Source organism: Brevundimonas sp. (genome assembly GCF_031412435.1).
In the GTDB taxonomy this organism is placed as follows: Bacteria; Pseudomonadota; Alphaproteobacteria; order Caulobacterales; family Caulobacteraceae; genus Brevundimonas.
Map to the genome: position 1 here is coordinate 1 of NZ_JANODA010000048.1, position 17,084 is coordinate 17,084.

At 69.6% G+C, this 17,084-nt stretch carries 15 protein-coding genes; 11 read left to right on the forward strand and 4 right to left on the reverse strand.

Going from position 1 to position 17,084, the window contains the following annotated elements; translation table 11 throughout:
- A partial coding sequence (locus RMO01_RS09875) for a DEAD/DEAH box helicase (protein ID WP_409013064.1) occupies window positions 1–1,004 on the reverse strand: 1,004 nt, incomplete at its 3' end.
- A 232-nt stretch (window positions 1,005–1,236) separates the two neighbouring features.
- Here RMO01_RS09875 and RMO01_RS09880 point away from each other — a divergent pair.
- The 9 genes from RMO01_RS09880 (at window position 1,237) to RMO01_RS09920 (ending at window position 10,474) form a co-directional block, all read left to right on the forward strand.
- The gene (locus RMO01_RS09880) at window positions 1,237–2,253 is read left to right on the forward strand and encodes a peptidylprolyl isomerase (RefSeq protein ID WP_309628882.1); all 1,017 of its coding nucleotides are present in this window, start codon (window positions 1,237–1,239) and stop codon (window positions 2,251–2,253) included.
- Window positions 2,250–3,647 (forward strand): bifunctional glutamate N-acetyltransferase/amino-acid acetyltransferase ArgJ, encoded by a 1,398-nt coding sequence (argJ, locus tag RMO01_RS09885; protein ID WP_309628883.1) that lies wholly within the window; start codon window positions 2,250–2,252, stop codon window positions 3,645–3,647. Before RMO01_RS09880 ends, argJ begins: the two co-directional genes overlap by 4 nt.
- A 51-nt stretch (window positions 3,648–3,698) precedes the next feature.
- On the forward strand, window positions 3,699–5,036 hold the full coding sequence (locus tag RMO01_RS09890) for an amidohydrolase family protein (protein ID WP_309628884.1): 1,338 nt from the start codon (window positions 3,699–3,701) through the stop codon (window positions 5,034–5,036).
- On the forward strand, window positions 5,020–5,967 hold the full coding sequence (locus RMO01_RS09895) for an aspartyl protease family protein (RefSeq protein ID WP_309628885.1): 948 nt from the start codon (window positions 5,020–5,022) through the stop codon (window positions 5,965–5,967). The genes RMO01_RS09890 and RMO01_RS09895 overlap by 17 nt, the downstream gene beginning before the upstream one ends.
- A gap of 39 nt (window positions 5,968–6,006) precedes the next feature.
- Window positions 6,007–6,999 carry a biotin synthase BioB gene (gene bioB / locus RMO01_RS09900; protein WP_309628886.1) on the forward strand — a complete coding sequence of 331 codons (993 nt, stop codon included), beginning with the start codon at window positions 6,007–6,009 and terminating at the stop codon, window positions 6,997–6,999.
- 36 nt (window positions 7,000–7,035) lie between these two features.
- Window positions 7,036–7,428, forward strand: a complete 393-nt coding sequence (locus RMO01_RS09905) for a Tat pathway signal protein (protein ID WP_309628887.1) — start codon at window positions 7,036–7,038, stop codon at window positions 7,426–7,428.
- Window positions 7,429–7,464: 36 nt separating this feature from the next.
- Window positions 7,465–8,109, forward strand: coding sequence for a DUF4893 domain-containing protein (locus RMO01_RS09910; protein ID WP_309628888.1), 645 nt, complete (start codon window positions 7,465–7,467; stop codon window positions 8,107–8,109).
- Window position 8,110: 1 nt separating this feature from the next.
- Window positions 8,111–9,310 carry an NAD(P)/FAD-dependent oxidoreductase gene (locus tag RMO01_RS09915; RefSeq protein WP_309628889.1) on the forward strand — a complete coding sequence of 400 codons (1,200 nt, stop codon included), beginning with the start codon at window positions 8,111–8,113 and terminating at the stop codon, window positions 9,308–9,310.
- Between the two features lie 99 nt (window positions 9,311–9,409).
- A complete protein-coding gene (locus tag RMO01_RS09920) occupies window positions 9,410–10,474 on the forward strand; it encodes a DUF1176 domain-containing protein (RefSeq protein WP_309628890.1) in 1,065 nt (354 codons plus the stop codon).
- A 12-nt stretch (window positions 10,475–10,486) separates the two neighbouring features.
- Here RMO01_RS09920 and RMO01_RS09925 read toward each other — a convergent pair whose 3' ends face one another.
- From RMO01_RS09925 to RMO01_RS09935, 3 genes are read right to left on the reverse strand one after another with little or no spacing between them, the layout of a single operon-like run.
- Window positions 10,487–12,097 (reverse strand): serine hydrolase, encoded by a 1,611-nt coding sequence (locus RMO01_RS09925; protein ID WP_309628891.1) that lies wholly within the window; start codon window positions 12,095–12,097, stop codon window positions 10,487–10,489.
- Between the two features lie 51 nt (window positions 12,098–12,148).
- Window positions 12,149–12,796: a LysE family translocator gene (locus RMO01_RS09930; protein ID WP_309628892.1), complete on the reverse strand. Its 648-nt coding sequence runs from the start codon at window positions 12,794–12,796 to the stop codon at window positions 12,149–12,151.
- Window positions 12,793–14,646, reverse strand: a complete 1,854-nt coding sequence (locus RMO01_RS09935; RefSeq protein WP_309628893.1) for a hypothetical protein — start codon at window positions 14,644–14,646, stop codon at window positions 12,793–12,795. The genes RMO01_RS09930 and RMO01_RS09935 overlap by 4 nt, the downstream gene beginning before the upstream one ends.
- Window positions 14,647–14,776: 130 nt before the next feature.
- Here RMO01_RS09935 and RMO01_RS09940 point away from each other — a divergent pair, with 130 nt between their 5' ends.
- Together RMO01_RS09940 and RMO01_RS09945 are read left to right on the forward strand one after the other, a co-directional pair.
- On the forward strand, window positions 14,777–16,177 hold the full coding sequence (locus RMO01_RS09940; RefSeq protein WP_309628894.1) for a serine hydrolase domain-containing protein: 1,401 nt from the start codon (window positions 14,777–14,779) through the stop codon (window positions 16,175–16,177).
- 158 nt (window positions 16,178–16,335) lie between these two features.
- Window positions 16,336–17,084, forward strand: a 749-nt coding sequence (locus tag RMO01_RS09945) for a TonB-dependent receptor plug domain-containing protein (protein ID WP_309628895.1), incomplete at its 3' end; no start/stop codon positions are given.

The window sequence follows — 17,084 nt, forward strand, 5'->3', positions numbered from 1 at the left end:
GTCATCATGCGGCCGGTGAACTCATCGATCAGGACGATCTCGCCGCCCTTGATGATATAGTCCTTGTCCTTCTGGTACAGGGTGTTGGCGCGCAGGGCCTGGTTGACGTGGTGCACCAGGCTGATGTTGGCGGCGTCGTACAGACCCGTCGTGTCCTCGGCGAAATGGCCGCCGGCTTCCAGCAGCTGTTCGACCTTTTCGGAACCCTCTTCGGTGAGCAGGGCCTGCCGCTGCTTCTCGTCGAGGTCGAAGGTCGAGGTGTCCTTGATCAGCTCTTTGATCAGGGCGTCGCAGATCTTGTAGAGGTCCGAACGGTCCTCGGTCGGACCCGAGATGATCAGGGGCGTGCGCGCCTCGTCGATCAGGATGGAGTCGACCTCGTCGACGATGGCGAAGTTGTGCGGACGCTGCACCATCTCGCGTCGGTCATAGACCAGGTTGTCGCGCAGATAGTCGAACCCGAACTCGTTGTTGGTGCCGTAGGTGATGTCGGCGGCGTAGGACGCCTGGCGCTGGCCCGAGGACAGGCCGTTGACGATGACGCCCACTTCCAGGCCGAGGAAGCGATAGACGCGACCCATCCACTCGGCGTCGCGGCGGGCCAGATAGTCGTTGACGGTGATGACGTGGACGCCCTTGCCCTCGAGCGCGTTCAGATAGACCGGCGCCACGGCGACCAGGGTCTTGCCTTCACCGGTGCGCATCTCGGCGATGCCGCCGTCGTGCAGGATCATGCCCCCGGTCAGCTGCACGTCGTACTGGCGCTGACCCAGGACACGCTTGGAGGCCTCGCGCGCAACGGCGAAGGCCTCGTTCAGGAGCTTGTCGAGCGTCTCGCCGGCGGCGACCCGATCCTTGAAGGTCTGGGTCATCATCCGCAGTTCGTCGTCCGACAGGGCGGCGAACCTGGGCTCCAGATCGTTGATCTTCTGGACCCGGCTCATGAAATCCTTGACCTTGCGGTCGTTGGAAGAGCCGAAGAGTTTCTTGGCGAAGCCGAGCATGGGCGATCCGGTGGCGGTCGAGCGGTCTATAGCTCTGGAATTGCCCGTAAAGGGGCGGCGATGAGACGCCGCGAGAGAGGCTGCCGGGCGAGGCGGCGAAACACGCCGCGCATACGATCGAAAACCCCTCGACTTGGGCGCAGGCGGGACTTAAGCACCGGTCATACCCCTGTCAACGCGAGGGGCTTTGCAGCCCGGCGTTTGGACCCCTTCAAACGGGACGGAGCGTCCGATGCGACATTCGCGCAACCCTCTGGTTTTCCTCAGTCTCGCGCTGGTCCTCACAGTGGCGGCCTGCGGTCGCGGCGGCGGCGACGATCGTGCGCCGGAACCGGGCGACCGGGCGGTGGCCGAGGTGCAGGACCAGACCATCTGGGCTTCCGACGTGAAACGCGAGGCCGTGGCCCAGGGTCTGGTCGGCGAGGGCGAACCGCTGGACGTCACCTCTGACCTGTTCCGCCGCGTGCTGGACGAGGTCATCGACCAGAAACTGCTCGCCGCCGAGGCCGAGCGCCGGGGCCTCGACAACTCCCCGCTGGCCCAGCGCCGGCTTCAGGCCACGCGTGAGCGGATCCTCGGCGACATGCTGGTCGAGAACGAGGTCAATGGCCGGATCAACGATCAGGCTGTCCAGACCCTCTATCAGGAGCAACTGCGCCTCGCCCGGACCTCGGAGGAGATCCGCGTGCGCCTGATCCTGTCGCGGACGAAGCCCGAGGCCGACGCCGTCATGGGGATTCTGGGCCAGGGGGCCAGTTTCGAGGCCGTGGCCCAGGAACGGTCGATCGACGAGGCCACCCGCTTCTCCGGCGGCGACCTCGGCTATTCGACCGCCGACGTCATGCCCCAGGCCTATGCCAATGCGCTGCGCGACGCCGCTGCGGGATCGACCGTCGGTCCGTTCCAGACCGAAGGCGGCTGGGCCGTGCTGCGGGTCGAGGATCGCCGCCGCGAAAGCCCGCCCACGCTCGATCAGGCCCGGCCCCAGATCGTCCGCTACCTGACCTACGAAGGCGTGCGCCAGCTGCTCGAAGAGCTGCGCGGCAAGGCGAAGGTCGACGTCCTGCTGACCGCCGAGAGCGGCGCGCCCCAGGAACCGGCCTCCGCGGCGCCCAGCCCGACCCCGACTGCGCCGACCAGCACGGCGCCGGCCGCGGCCGCCCCACCGGTCGCGACGCCGGCCCCCGCCGCTGCCCCTGCCCCTGCCCCTGCCCCTGCCCCTGCCCCTGCGAAAGCCGCCGCCCAGTGAGCAACGACAAGAAGTCCGGATCGACCGGCAAGGCCATCGAAAGCGCGATCGAAAAGGCGTTCGATCCCCTGGCCTCGGCGATCAAGCGTGCGACCCAGCCCCAGGCCACGACGCCCGCTCCGGCCGTGCCCGGCAAGCCCGGCCTCAAGGTCTCGCCCCTGGCCGTGCCCTTCCCGGCCATTCCGCCCATCGGCGGGGTCGAGATTACGACGGCCCGCGCCGGCTTCTACAAACACCAGCGTGACGACTTGACGATCTTCCGCTTCGCGCGCGGCACGACCTGCGCCGGCGTCTTCACCCGCCACAAGGTCGGCTCGGCCCCGGTGGACTGGTGCCGTCGCCAGCTTGACGCTCCGGGCGGCGGGCTCGACGTGCGGGCCCTGGTGGTCAACGCCGGCTGCGCCAACGCCTTCACCGGAAAGGCCGGGGCCGATGCGGCCCGCCGCACGGCCTCTGAAGTCGCCAAGCGGTTCGGCTGTCGCCAGCGCGACGTCATGCTGGCCTCCACCGGCGTGATCGGCGTCCTGCTCGACGACCGCAAGATTTCTGCAAAGTTGCCCGAGGTCGAGGCCAGGCTCGATTCCGACGTCCCGCCGACAGAACAGTGGGCCGCCGCCGGACGCGGCATCATGACCACGGACACCTTCCCCAAGGGGTCCTACGCCGAGGCGACCATCGACGGCTTCAAGGTCCGCATCGCCGGCATCGCCAAGGGGTCGGGCATGATCGCGCCGGACATGGCGACCATGCTGGGCTTCATCGTCACCGACGCCAGCATCCACCCGACGGTGCTGCGCGCCCTGCTGGGCCTGCACGTCCGCACGACCTTCAACAGCGTCACCGTCGACGGCGACACCTCGACCAATGACACCTGTCTGCTGTTCGCCACCGGAGCCTCGGGCGCGCCCCGAATCGGCCGGGTCGGCGACCGTCGCCTGAAGGATTTCTCCGTCGCACTCGACAAGGTCATGCTCGACCTCGCCCACCAGCTGGTCCGCGACGGTGAGGGCGCGTCCAAGTTCGTCCGCATCACCGTGGACGGCGCCTCCAGCCCCGCCTCGGCCAGGAAGCTGGCCAAGTCCATCGCCGACAGCCCTCTGGTCAAGACCGCCATCGCCGGCGAGGACGCCAACTGGGGCCGGGTCGTCATGGCCGTCGGCAAGACCGAGGAACCCGTCGATCGCGACCACCTGGCCATCAAGTTCGGCCCCCACGTCGCCGCCGTCGACGGCGCGGTCTCCCCGACCTACGACGAGGCGAAGATGAGCGCCTATATGAAGAGGTCCGAGATCGACATCACCGTCGACGTCGGCTCCGGTCGGGCCTCCGCCACCGTATGGACCTGCGACCTGACCAAGGGCTACATCGAGATCAACGGCGACTACAGGAGCTAGCGTCCGGTTCCCCGCCATGCCTAAACTCCCCGCAGAACGGGGAGCAGGTTCATGAAGGCTGTGATCGCGGGGGCCATCGTCGCCCTGCTGACGGGGACTGTCGCCAACGCACAGGACGGGAGCACCGCGCCCGTCGCCGGCGCCGTCACCCTGGTCCAGGCGGGCCATCTGCTGGATCGTCCGGGACAGAGGCCGCGCGGCGCCTCCACCATCGTGATCCGTGACGGCAAGGTCGAGGCGGTCCGGGACGGCTTCGTCGGGGTTGAGGCCTTCCCCGGCGCGACCGTGGTCGATCTGCGCGACCGGTTCGTCCTGCCCGGCCTGATCGACAGCCATGTCCACCTGACCTCCGACCGCGCCGGTCAGGCGGGCTTGCTGGCCGATTTCACCGACAGCCTGCCGGCCCGGGCCTATGAGGCGGCAGGCAACGCGCGCGAGACCCTGATGGCCGGCTTTACCACCGTGCGGAACCTCGGTGACGGCGACGGGGTCACCCTGGCCCTGCGGGACGCCACGGCGCGGCATGAGATCGCCGGACCACGGATCATCGACGCCGCCACCTCCATCTCGACCACCTCGGGCCATATGGACCCCCGGCTGGGCCTGTCCGACGAGGTGCGGCACGACATCGGGGAGCCCGAGAACGTCTGTAACGGCGTCGAAAGCTGCCGCGAGGCGGTGCGGATCCAGGTCGGGCGCGGGGCTGATGTGATCAAGATCGCCACCACCGCCGGGGTCAACAGCCGCATCGGGGCCGGTCTGGGGGCCCAGATGTTCGAGGACGAGGCCCGGGCCCTGATCGAGACCGCCCATCTGTACGGCAAGAAGGTCGCCGTCCACGCCCACGGGGCCGACGGCATCGACATGGCCCTGAGGCTGGGGGCCGATTCGATCGAGCACGGCACGATCCTGAGTGAAGACACCATCCCCCTCTTCCTGCGCTCGGGGGCCTATTATGTGCCCACCCTGTCGACGGTGAACGGCTACCGGGCCCGCCTCGCCGCCGATCCCAACGCCTATCCGCCCGCCGTCCTGCCCAAGATTCTGTGGCGGATCTCGATCACCGGCCAGTCGTTGCAGGCCGCCTACCCCGCCGGCGTGCGCATCGCCTTCGGCACCGATGCAGGCGTCTCCCTGCACGGCCGCAACGCGGACGAGTTCGAACTGATGGTCGAACACGGCATGACCCCCATGGCCGCGATCGAGGCCGCAACCGTCAACGCCGCCGACCTGCTGGGCCTGTCGACCGAGGTCGGCTCCCTGGAACCGGGAAAGCGCGCGGACCTGATTGCCGTCGAGGGAGACCCCCTGGCCGACGTGACCGTGCTGAAGTCGGTCGGATTCGTCATGCGCGACGGCCGGATCTATCGCCATGACGAGGACCTCTAGCGGCCGCGCGACGCTCCCCCGCCGCGCCGTCCTCGCCGCCGCCCCCGCCCTTGGTCTCGCCGGCCTCGCCCGGGCGCAGACCGCACCCCCGGTCCCGTCCGTCGAAAGCTTCGAACGCCTGCGCGGCGGGTGCCTGTCGATCCCCGTCTTTGTCGACGGCCTGGGTCCGTTCGATTTCGCCGTCGACAGTGCGGCCAACGCCTCGGTCATCGCCGACGACCTCGCAACGCAGTTGGCCCTGCCGTCCGCCGGACCCATCGGCATGCACACCCTGATCGCGCGCGAGATCGTCGAGACGGTCAGGGCTCGCAACGTCCGCTCCGGAGCCCTCAACGCGGAAACGGTCCGGTTCGCCCTCGCGCCCCGCTCCGGCCTCATCGGCGCAGACGGCCTGATCGGCCGCGACCTGCTGGCGGATCATCGACTGCTGCTGAACTTCCGGGGAGTGGCCCTGGCCGCGATCAGCCGGTCGCGCCGCGTGGGCGACAGCATCCTCGATCCGCGCCGACCGACCGCCCGCTTCCAGACTCCGGCCGAGGAGCGGCTGCGCGGCCTGCTGATGATCGACGCCCGCTCCCGCACGGCCCAGGCCAAGGCCATCATCGACACGGGCGCAGAGGTCACCATCATCAACACCGCCTTCGCCCGCGCGGCCCACGCCTCACCGCTGGTCCTCGACGACGGGTCGACCAGCCACACCCTGACCTCGCCCACCGGTCTCAGCGTCGAGGCCTGGCCGATGCAGCTGCGCAACCTGCATTTCGCCGGCATCGGTCTGGAGTACGTCCCTGTCCTCGTCGGCGACTTCCACACCTTCGACCTTTGGGGCCTGTCCGACCGTCCGGCCGCCCTGCTCGGCACCGACGTCCTCGGCCTGTTCGAGACGGTGATCATTGATCTCAAACGCGGGGAGCTGATTCTGGAGATCTGACGGCTTGCGTCCGATCGCCGACTGAGTCACCACCCGCCCATGACCGACCTGTCCCTGCCCCGTCACGACTGGACCCTGCCCGAGGTCGAGGCCCTGTTCGCCCGTCCCTTCATGGAACTGATGTTCGAGGCCGCGACCGTTCACCGCCGCTGGTTCGATCCGTCGGAGGTGCAGAAGTCCCAGCTGCTGTCGATCAAGACCGGCGGCTGCGCCGAGAACTGCGGCTACTGCTCGCAATCGGCCAGTTTCGACACGGGCCTCAAGGCCGAGAAGCTGATGGACACCACCGCCGTCCTCGCCGAGGCCATGGCGGCGAAGGCCGGGGGCGCGTCGCGCTTCTGCATGGGCGCGGCCTGGCGTGAGCTGAAGGATCGCGACACGCCCAAACTCGCCGCCATGATCTCGGGCGTGAAGGCGCTGGGTCTGGAGACCTGCGCAACACTGGGCATGCTCACCGCCGACCAGGCGAGGCAGCTGAAGGCCGCCGGCCTCGACTACTACAACCACAACCTCGACACCGGTCCTGAGTACTATGCCGAGGTCGTCACGACCCGGACCTATCAGGACCGTCTCGACACCCTCGAACACGTCCGCGACGCCGGAATGTCGACCTGCTGCGGCGGCATCGTCGGCATGGGCGAGAGCCGCCGCGATCGCGCCGGCCTGCTGCATGCCCTCGCCACCCTTCCCGTCCATCCCGACAGCCTGCCGGTCAACGCCCTGGTCCCCGTCACCGGCACGCCGCTGGGCGAGCGGGTCCTGAAGACCGGCGAGATCGATCCGATCGAATTTATCCGCACCGTCGCCGTCGCCCGTCTCGTCTGCCCCCGCGCCATGGTCCGCCTCTCGGCCGGGCGCGAGACGATGAGCCCGGAGATGCAGGCCCTGTGCTTCCTCGCCGGCGCCAACTCCGTCTTCGTCGGGGGCAAGCTTTTGACCACGCCGAACCCCGAACAGGACGAGGACGCAAGACTGTTCGCCCTCCTCGACCTCAAGCCGATGGAGCCGGCGCGGGTCGAAGCGGCGGCGTAACCGGACCTTAAGCGAGCCCGTGCCACAAGGTCGGGCATGAAACGTCGCGCCCTTCTCCTCGCCCCTCTCGCGCTCGCCGCCACACCCGCCCTCGCGTCGGGCGGCGGAGGCGGAGGCGGATCGTCCGGCGGATACATCCGCTATCCCACAGTCACCGCCACCACGATGCGCTCCGATGGTCGCCGCGGCGTGATGACGGTCGAGACCGGGGTCGATGCGCCAGACGCCGCGCTGAAACTGCGCGCCGAACAGTCGCAGCCGCGCATGCGGGCGGTGTTCAACATCCTCGTCCAGCGCGAGGCCAACACCCTGCTCCCCGGCGGCGTCCCGAACGTCGAACGGCTGGCCGCCCAGCTGCAGTCGGCGACCAACATCATCCTCGGTCAGCGCGGCGCCCGTCTGCTGATCGGCACGGTGATGATCGTCTAGCTTGACGGCGGGCGAGGCGTCAGGCCCCTTGCGGCCATGCGCATCCTCGCCCTTTCGACCCTCCTGCTGCTGGCAGCCTGCGCCAGCACGCCGCCACCGCCCCCTCCGCCGCCGCCGCCGCCCTCCGGACCGGGCATGGTCGAGTTGCGGGACTGGCGCAGCATCATCACCGCCACGGACCGGGACCGTTACGTCCGCCGTGACGCCGCCTGGCGACTGGCGCTGGAACAGGCGCGGCGTCAGCCCGGGTCGGGTGATCTCCGTTCACTGGGCGATCTGATCGAGCGTGACGCCGCCCGAAACAGCGTCCCGCCGCCGCCCGGAAACTATCGCTGCCGCACCGTCAAACTCGGCTCCCAGGGCGGAGAGACGGGTCTGGGCTTCGTCATCTACGGCTGGTTCCAGTGCCGCATCGAACAGACGCCGCGCGGCCTGAAATTCTCCAAGACCACCGGCTCCCAGCGCCCCTCGGGCCTGCTGTTCCCCGAGGATCCGCGGCAGATGGTCATGCTGGGCTCGGTCGCCCTGGCCGCCGAGCCGCCCGCCAACTCCTACGGCCAGCGCCCTGACCGCGACATCGTCGCCGTGCTCGAGCGGATCGGCGACGCCCGCTGGCGCCTCGTCATCCCCTGGCCCCAGAACGAGTCCAACCTCGACCTGATCGAACTGGTCCCGAACTAGAATGGCCCCGTCGGTCGCCGTCGTCGGCGCCGGCCCGACGGGTCTGGCCCTGGCCCTGATGCTGGCCCGTCAGGGGCGGCGGGTCGTGGTGCACGAACGGTTCGACGAACCGAAGCCCATCGGCGCCGGTTTCATGCTCCAGCCGACCGGTCTGCATGTGCTGGATCGCCTCGAACTCACCGACAAGGTCGCCGCCCTCGGCCAACCGCTGAACCACCTCTTCGGGCGCGAGGCGCGTCGACGTCGCATCGTCCTCGACGTCAGATATTCCGATCTGAAGTCGCCCCGCCCGGACGGCGTCAATGCGCTCGGCGTCCACCGCGCCGCCATCTTCCACGTCCTCCATGACGCCTGCCTCGCCGAAGGCGTGCAGTTCGAGACGAGCCGCGAGATCGCCTCCGCTTCCGACGGCCGCCTGACCGACGCAAGCGGCGCGATCGGTCCGCAGTTCGACCTCGTCGTCGACGCCTCGGGCGCCCGCTCGCCCATCGCCCGCGACCTGCTGGCCAAACAGGGCGGGCGTCGCCATGAGCTGGAGTGGGGCGCCCTGTGGGCCACCGTGCCCTGGCCAGGCGATCCGTTCGACGCCACGGCGCTGGAACAGGTCTATCGCGGCGCCGCGCGCATGATCGGCGTCCTGCCCGTCGGCGCCCGCCCGGACAGTCCCGATCGGCTCGCCACCTTCTTCTGGAGTCTGAAGTCCGCCGATCACGACTACTGGCTCCGGGCCGGGATGGAGCGCTGGAAGGCCGAGGTGCGCGGCCTCTGGCCCGAGGTCGCCGGCCTGCTCGAGACCATCCCCGATCCCGAGGCCCTGACCCTGGCCCGCTACGGCCACCACACATTATCTCTGCCGGTCGCCGACCGTCTCGCCGTCGTCGGCGACGCCGCCCATTCGACCAGCCCCCAGCTGGGTCAGGGGGTCAACATGGGCCTGCTTGACGCCTTCACCCTGGCCGAGGCTTTGGCGACCCACGCCGAACTCGACGAGGCCCTGACCGCCTACGCCCGCATCCGCCGCTGGCACGTGCGGCTCTATCAGGCCCTGTCGATGGGCTTCACCCCCTTCTACCAGGCAGACGGCCAGGCCCTGCCCTGGGTCCGCGACCATGTGCTGGGCAAGCTCGCCCGCCTGCCGTTTGCGGCGCGGATCCTGGCGGCGACCGTGTCGGGGGTATTGCTGGATCCGAGACCGCGTTGAGCTGAACGCTTTGATCACACAGCGATTTACGACCTAGGCAGAGACCCTGAACCGTGACCAAGATCGGCCTGCGAGACGGTTCGCGGGGGAAGACGGTCCATGCGTATGTTGATTGCGGCGGTCGCTCTCGCCTGCCTGCTCGGCGCCTGCGGCGACAAGGCGGTCCCCTCTCCCGCCGCCGGGGCGACCGTCGCGACGGGCGCGATCCAGCCGCTCGGTCGCACGGTCGAGACGTTTGGCGACTGGGTCGTCACCTGCAACCGCGCCCTGCATTGCGAAGCCATCGGCCCGACGGCGGACAAGACGGCGGTCGGGGTCCACATCTATCGCGACGCCGGCCCTGACGCCCAGCCGGGCGCCATGCTGACCTTTGGCCTGGCGGACAGCGCCGCCTATTCGACGGTGACAGCCAATGTCGGGGGGAATCGCTTCGCCACGAGCAGCCCGACCTCGATCACCGACGGGGTCGCGAACGTCGAGGACGACGCCGTCCCGGGCCTCGCCCGCGCACTTGCCGCCGGCGGCCCGGCCACGCTGACGCGCGCGGATCAGCCGCCGATCACGATCTCCACCGAAGGGGCCTCCGCCGCGTTGCGCTGGATGGACGAACGACAGGGTCGGACCGGGACCGTCACAGCGCTTGTCGATCCCGGCGACAGACCCGCCAGCGCCGTACCCGCTGCGCCGCAGGTGCAGACGCCGCAGGCCGCCCCGGCGGCGGATCAGGCCGGCCTGGAGGTTGACGCCCTGATCGAGGCCGTCACCGCCCGTCTGCGCGCGCGATCCGATGTCCAGACATGCGGCGCTCTCGACGGCGCCGCCGGCGGCGTCTGGGGCTATCGACTGAACGCGGCGACCGAGCTGTGGGGCATCGGCTGCAACTCGGGCACGGCGAACGATACCCGCCTGTGGTTCCTGACCGGCCCGAACGGCGCTGATCCCCAACCTCTGATCCTGCCCCTGACCGACGACGTCGTCACCGAATTCGATGGCTCGGAGTTCAACCCGGACCAGCAGACCCTGTCGATCTCGAGCCTGGCGCCAAGCCAGTGCGGCGTCCGCGCCCAATGGGTCTGGACCGGCGCCGCCTTCGCGCTCCAGAGCGAGAACGCCATGAGCGAGTGCTGGAACCTTGAGCCCGACATGTGGCCCTCGACCTGGTAGGTCGCCAAGGCTTCAGACCTTCGTCAGCCTCAGGTTCTGATAGTCGTAGCTGAAGTCGATGTCGGGGCTGACGCCCTTGACCGTCGCCCGCACCGGCTTGCCGTCCACGATCTCGAAGGTGAAGAAGGCGTCCTCCTCCCGCTTGTCGGGGAAGCGGGTGCGCAATGTGTTCCCGTCATAGGCCTCCAGCTCGCCCTGCAGCGCCGGATTGTGAGTGAAGCGCAGCCATAGAGTCACGTCGCGCGCCTCGATCGTGATGTCGCCGTACCAGGGGTCGCGCCAGGTCCCGACGAAGGCCGACAGCGGCACGGGCGGCGGCGCGCCGGCCGCCTGTTTCGCATCGATCTCGGCCGCCGCCTTCAGCGAGTCCTCGATCCCCTTCGCCTCCAGCGCCTTCGAATCCGCGATCCAGTCGAAGCCCTGCTTGCCCATGATGATGTCGACCAGGCCGCTGCGCAGGGTCCGCAGCAGGAAATTCTCCTCTGCGTTCGAGAAGACCGACACCCCCGCCTTGCGGCCCGGGATCATGACCGTGAACGAGTTGCCCCCCGGCGAGCCGCCGCCGTGGCTGACGATCCGCTCGCCGCGATAGTCCTGCACCTGATGCCCCATGGCGTAGGTCGAGGCGATGGCCCGGCCGGGCAGTTCGGCCGTCGGTCCGGGCGTGCCCGAGACGATGATGTTGGGCCGCCACATCTCGGTCGCCCGCGCCTCGGTGAACAGACGCTCACCCGAAGGCAGGGCCCCCATGTTGAGGCGCAGGATCATCCACCTGGCCCAGTCGGCGGCCGAGGCGCAGATGCCCCCGGCGGCGGCGGCCGAATCCCAGTCCCAGATGCCGACGATGCTGTCGGAAATCTTTGTCATCGGCCCCTGATAGCGCAGCGGCGGCCCTATGCGGGCGTGCGGCAGGGCCGACTTCGCCGGGTCCGCCAGACTGGCCATGGGCACGCTCTGGCCCATCCCCAGCCGGTCGAAGATCCGGGTCTGGACGAAAGCCTCCCAGGTCATCCCGGACACGGCTTCCAGTACCGCCCCGGCCACCACGAACATCAGGTTGCAGTAGTGGTAGTTGGCGCGGAACCCGTCCTCGATCGGCACGAACGGGACCCGGGCCAGCACCTCGGCGCGGCTGCGGTTCGAGTTTGGCCAGAACAGCAGGTCCCCGGCGCCGAGGCCGAAACCAGCCCGGTGGCTCAACGTATCGCGCACCGTGATGTGCTCGCCGATATAGGGGTCCGACAGGGTGAAGCCGGGCAGATAGGTCTTCACCGGCTCGTCCCACTTCACCTTCCCCTCATCGACCAGAATGGCGAGGGCGGCGGCCGTGACGCTCTTGGAGTTCGACGCGATTGCGAACAGGGTGTTCTCGTCCGCCAGACCCGGCCTGCCCATCTCGCGCACGCCATATCCGCGCGCCAGGACCGTCTCGCCGTCCTTGACCACGGCGACGCCCAACGCCGGCTGGTCCGGCCAGGCCGCCATCGCGGCTTTCACATAGGCGTCGATCGCCTCGGCCAGCCCCGCGTCGTCATTGGCGGCTGACCGGGCCCAGGCGGTGGCGGGCAGGGCGGCCGCGCCCGAGGCGAACAGGGCGGAACGGCGGGTGAGACGCAGCGACATTGAACTCTCCGGGCGGGGGCAAGCGGACGCTATCGCGCGCCCGCCACGGCGTCACCCCCGCGTCGCCCAGGCCATCCAGATCGCGACGCCTGCGATGCCGATCGCCATCGTCCGGCCCGCCCAAAGCCCCTGCATCCGTCGCATCATGACGCCGCCGGCCGTGGCCGCGCCGAGGACGATCAGCGAATGCACGATGATGCTGACCCCCAGATGGAGCCCGCCCAGGGTCAGCGCCTGGATCAGCGGCACACCGTGGTCCGGCCGGATGAAGGTCGGCAACAGGGCGACGTAGAAGACCGCCGCCTTGGGATTCAGCAGGTTCCCCGTAAGCCCTCTCAGGAACAGGCCGCGCAGCTTCTCCGGGTCGTGGCTCGCTCCCGAGGTCGCCTTGCCCGCTCCCGCCCAGGCCTCCCACGCCAGCCACAGCAGGAAGAGGACCCCCGCCCAGCGCACCGCCTGATACAGCCATGGAAAGACCAGCAGGACGGACGTCAGGCCGAACGCCGCAGCCACCATCCAGACCGCCAGCCCAAGCGTGATTCCGGCCACCGCCGCCAACCCGGCCAGCCTGCCCTGATGCATCGACACCAGCGCCAGCCAGCCCATGTTCGGACCCGGGGTCAGCTCGATCAACGACACCGCCAGAAGGAAGGGCAGGATCACGGACGGGTCGACCAACCAGGCCATACTGGCGGTCATCCCGTCACGGAATCCAGCCGCCGCGCCGTTTCGATCCGGTCAGCCGAGGTCAGGTCCAGACCCTGCGCCGCGCGATACCGCTCCGCCGCCTGATCCCGGCGTCCGCGCGCCTCCAGCGCCCGGCCCCAAGCCAGTTGCAGGGCGCCCCAACGATCGTTGAGCCGCGCCGCCGCCTGATACTTTCGGATCGCCTCGCCGGGATCATCCTGCGCCATCAGGGCGTCACCCCACAGCTTCAGCGGATCCGCGAAGCGCGGCGCGAGCCGGGCAGCCGCGCGCGCCTTCTCAATCGCTCCCGCCGTATCGCCCCGCATCAGCAAGGCCTTGCCCCAACTCAACCGCGCTCGGGGCAGGGAGGGCGTCATCGCGGAGGCATGAGCGAACAGCCGGTCCGCCGCGGCCTGGTCGCCACGCGCTTCGGCGGTCTCCGCACGGACGAGCATGCAGTCGGCGCAGTCCTGAGGCAGGGCCGCGGCCAGCGCCGTCGCTTCGTCCAGTCGCCGCAGCAGGATGAGGCTGCGGATCCGAAGCGGCCCACTTCCCACCGGGATCGTCGACTCCATGCCCGCTGTGGTCACGGCAGCGTCGGTGAGGTCAAGCCACCGGAGGGCGCCGACCGGATCAGCGCGCTCGAGGGCGGCGACGGCCAGGGCGCCGTAGTTGCTCCAGATGTATTCCGGAGAGGCTTCCTCGATTCCGTCCATGGCCGCTCGCTCCAGGGCGCCCGGACGATGGCCCACGGCGTCCGCCCCGCCCGTGGCGTCCATCTGCTCAAGCTCGGCGGTCAGCCGGTCGGCCAAGCCGATGTCGCCGACCATGACGGCCGCCTCGATCGCTTCCAGTCGCGCGTAATCCTCGCGCAGCAGCGGATCGACCTCCCGCGATCGGCCGATCAGGTCGGCGGCGCGCACGTAGGCCTGGTAAGCGGCCTCGTCGTGGCCAAGGTAAGACTCCGCGTCGCCGATTGTCTGGAACAACGGCCCCATGTCAGGCGCCTTCGCCTCGACTTCACGATAGAGCTCCAGCGCCCGCGGGATTTCGCCCCTCGTCAGGAAGACGATGCCCCAGCCGCGCACCAGCCAGGCCTCCTCTGTCTCGCCGTAGCTGGCCGCCTGCCGATAGATTGGCAGGGCCTCATCCTCCCGCCCGGCATTGCCCAGATAGACGGTGAACCGATACGGCTGGGTCCGGGCGTAGACGCTCTCGGCCGCCTTCTGCATCAGGTCCGGCAACTCGTCGTCCGTCCCTGAAAAGGTGACACCCGAGGTTCCCCCGGTCCGCGCCGTGACGAACAGCCGCCCGTCGCGCGCCCGATAGACCACGCCGGAAATCCGCGTCTCCTTGCCCAGCCACGAGCGCAGGAACCTCTGCAGCTCCCCAATGGACACCCCCGTCTGCGGGATCTCGACCTCGACCGATGAGCCCCAGTCGATCGCATAGCTGCCGGGCGCCCGGACCGAGTCCGTCTGTTCCTGCATCGACACCAGCCGGTCCAGCAGATCGCCGGCCAGGACTTCGCCCGTCAGGCCGCGCTCGGCCAGGTCCGGCGCGACCGAAAGCGGCTGGACCACCAGCCCCTGATAGCGCACGGCGCTCCACACCAGATAGATCAGCGCCCCGGCGACCAGCACGCCCGTCAACCCCGTCAGGACCTTCAGCGCCACGCTCATCCGTTCGGAGATGGTCTGCCAGCGCAGCAGGTCGCGATGACCACGCAGCACGGCGTGCGCCGGCCCGTCCTCGGGCTCGCCGGCGATGATCCGGTCCATAGCGATCTCGACCGCATCCGCCGTCGTCGGCGCCGCCTCGCGACGTTTGCGGGAGCGCCGCCCTTCGGTCTGGTCACTCATCGTCCCGCCCCCGTGAACCCTGTTCCCCGACCAAGCTTTGCGGGTTTTCGTTTGCAACACAACGTTCAGGCTCGCCTTGACCCAAGCCCTTCGACGGCCTCTGCTGTCGCCTTCAGGGGAGGGCGAGTGCATGGATCGCAGGGAATTGATGGCCGCGGCCATGGCCGGGCTCGGCCTCGCCGGGATCGGCGGAGGCGCGCTCGCGGACGACGCCGACGCCACCGTCCCCGACCTGCCCGAGGGCCTCGCCGGCAGACTGGCCGGGATCGTCGCAGACAGCGGCGCGGTCGGCGGCGTGGTCGCGGCGGCGCAGCATGGACGCCTCGCCGGCGTTTACGTCTGGGGTGACGCGCGCCGCGCGCCCCGACAACCGGTCACGCCCGACACCCTGTTCCACGTCGGCTCCAACGGAAAGTTCGTCACCGCCGTCGCCGTGCTCCAGCTGGTCCAGGCCGGAAAGATGACCCTGGCCGATCCGCTGGGCCGCCACGTCCCCGGCCTGCCCGCGATCCTCGCCCAGACCCCGATCACCCATCTGCTGCACCACACCTCGGGCCTGCCGGACTATCTGGACGTGGTCGAGGACTGGTCCCTGCCGGTCACGCGCCAGATGGTCTTCGACGCCGTCTCCGAGGGTCGCGACTTCGGGCCCGGCGAGGCCTGGGCCTATTCCAACACCAACTATTTCGTCCTCGGCTGGCTGATCGAGGCCCTGTCCGGCATGAGCTACGCCGACTATGTCTCGGCCCGGATCTTCCGCCCCTCGCGCATGCCCCACGCCCGCGCCGACTCCTCCGTCGAGCCCATCCCGGCGCGCGCCATCGCCTGGACACTGGACGGCGAGCGTCTGGCCAAGGCTGACGAGATGGAGGACGAGATGAGCCGGGCGGCCGACGGCGGCGTCCTGTTCTCAGCCCGCGACATCGCGCCGTGGGCCTCAGTCCTGGCTGACGACGGGCTTCTGGCCGGGCTTGCACGCAACCAGCTCTTCGCCCCTGCCCTGCTGACCACCGGACGCGCAGCCCCCTACGGTTGCGGCGTCTTCATGGAGGAGTGCCGTCGCTCGGCCTTCCACCACCACACCGGCGGGGTGCCCGGATTCGTCTCCCAGCGCATGGCCTTCGGCGGCTCGGGCATCCAGGTCTGGGCCGTCACCAACACGGACGGCGACATCGATCTTCCGCTCGGCAAGCTGTGTCTGGAGATGGCCGAAGGGCTGGCCCCGAACTCCACCTACGCCACCCTGCCGCTGCTCCCGGCTGACGCCCGCACCGACATCCTGCGCCGGGCCTTCGCCAGTGGCGGGACGCCCCTGCCGCCCGGCCTCCTGGCGCCTGAGCTGGTCGCGACGGGCGGAGCGAGCGCGCCCGGCCGGGGTATCCAGCCGGAGCATGAGTTCGCCCCCGTGGAACGCTGGCAGGGCGTCGGAGGCGGTGACTTCGTCCGCTACCGCCGGGTCGGCGACGGGGGTGAGACCGGTCACGTCGTCGTCGGCTGGACACCCGACGACAGGGTCTTCTGGATCGACTGAGCGGCCCGCCCATTCCGACGAGCCGGATCCGGGCTCAGGTTAATTCGCCGTAAGGTGGCGGGATTCGTGGTCAGGGCCGATTGACGGAACGGGCCGCACTGATAGTCAAGGACCCTTGACGGGCGCGGTCAGCGCACCCTGCAACCGGAGTCCGGGGCATGACCTCCTTCAAACTGTTTCTCCTCGTGGGCGCGGCCATGACCGCAACCGCCGGGACCGCCGTGGCCCAGTCTCAGACTCCGGCCCAGAGCCCTGCCCAGAGCCCTGCCCAGGCGCGGCCCGCCCCCCAATCCCCGGCCCCCGCCCCGGCCGCGAGCCAGGAACCCGCCTCCGCCGTGGACGATGTCGTCGTCACCGCCCGCCCGACGGACATCCGGACCTCGAGCGAGGGAACCAGCTACAGCCTGGCCGACGACCTGCAGGCCGCGACCGGGACGCTGGCCGAAGCCCTTCGCAACATCCCGTCGGTCGAGGTCGATCCCGACGGCAATGTCAGCCTGCGCGGCGATGCCAATATCACCATCCTGGTCGACGGCCGGCCCGCCAGCCAGTTCAACGGACCCAGCCGGGGCCAGCTGCTGCAGCAGATTCCGGCCGCCCAGTATGCCCGCATCGAAATCCTGACCAACCCGTCCGCCGCCTACAGCCCCGAGGGCTCGGGCGGGGTCATCAATCTGATCTCCAAGCCGACGACGGTGCGACCGGGACGGACCACGACCGGCTCGCTGCGCTCCAGCGTTGGCGACACCGGCCGGTATACCGTCGGCGGCAGCCTTTCGCATGTGAACGGACCCACCACGGTTTCCGCCGACGTCGGCGTCCGCCACGACGCCTATCTGCAGGAAGCGCAGCGCCTGCGGACGCGACTTGACGCCGGCTCCGGCCGGTTCCTTGAGTCGCGTCAGAC

What these genes read in the sequence shown, in the direction of transcription:
- RMO01_RS09930 (WP_309628892.1), bottom strand. Translation starts at nt 12,796, where the DNA reads ATGACCGCCAGTATGGCCTGGTTGGTCGACCCGTCCGTGATCCTGCCC.
- RMO01_RS09895 (WP_309628885.1), top strand. Translation starts at nt 5,020, where the DNA reads ATGACGAGGACCTCTAGCGGCCGCGCGACGCTCCCCCGCCGCGCCGTC.
- RMO01_RS09905 (WP_309628887.1), top strand. Translation starts at nt 7,036, where the DNA reads ATGAAACGTCGCGCCCTTCTCCTCGCCCCTCTCGCGCTCGCCGCCACA.
- RMO01_RS09940 (WP_309628894.1), top strand. Translation starts at nt 14,777, where the DNA reads ATGGATCGCAGGGAATTGATGGCCGCGGCCATGGCCGGGCTCGGCCTC.
- RMO01_RS09925 (WP_309628891.1), bottom strand. Translation starts at nt 12,097, where the DNA reads ATGTCGCTGCGTCTCACCCGCCGTTCCGCCCTGTTCGCCTCGGGCGCG.
- RMO01_RS09920 (WP_309628890.1), top strand. Translation starts at nt 9,410, where the DNA reads ATGCGTATGTTGATTGCGGCGGTCGCTCTCGCCTGCCTGCTCGGCGCC.
- bioB (WP_309628886.1), top strand. Translation starts at nt 6,007, where the DNA reads ATGACCGACCTGTCCCTGCCCCGTCACGACTGGACCCTGCCCGAGGTC.
- RMO01_RS09890 (WP_309628884.1), top strand. Translation starts at nt 3,699, where the DNA reads ATGAAGGCTGTGATCGCGGGGGCCATCGTCGCCCTGCTGACGGGGACT.
- RMO01_RS09935 (WP_309628893.1), bottom strand. Translation starts at nt 14,646, where the DNA reads ATGAGTGACCAGACCGAAGGGCGGCGCTCCCGCAAACGTCGCGAGGCG.
- RMO01_RS09880 (WP_309628882.1), top strand. Translation starts at nt 1,237, where the DNA reads ATGCGACATTCGCGCAACCCTCTGGTTTTCCTCAGTCTCGCGCTGGTC.
- RMO01_RS09915 (WP_309628889.1), top strand. Translation starts at nt 8,111, where the DNA reads ATGGCCCCGTCGGTCGCCGTCGTCGGCGCCGGCCCGACGGGTCTGGCC.
- RMO01_RS09910 (WP_309628888.1), top strand. Translation starts at nt 7,465, where the DNA reads ATGCGCATCCTCGCCCTTTCGACCCTCCTGCTGCTGGCAGCCTGCGCC.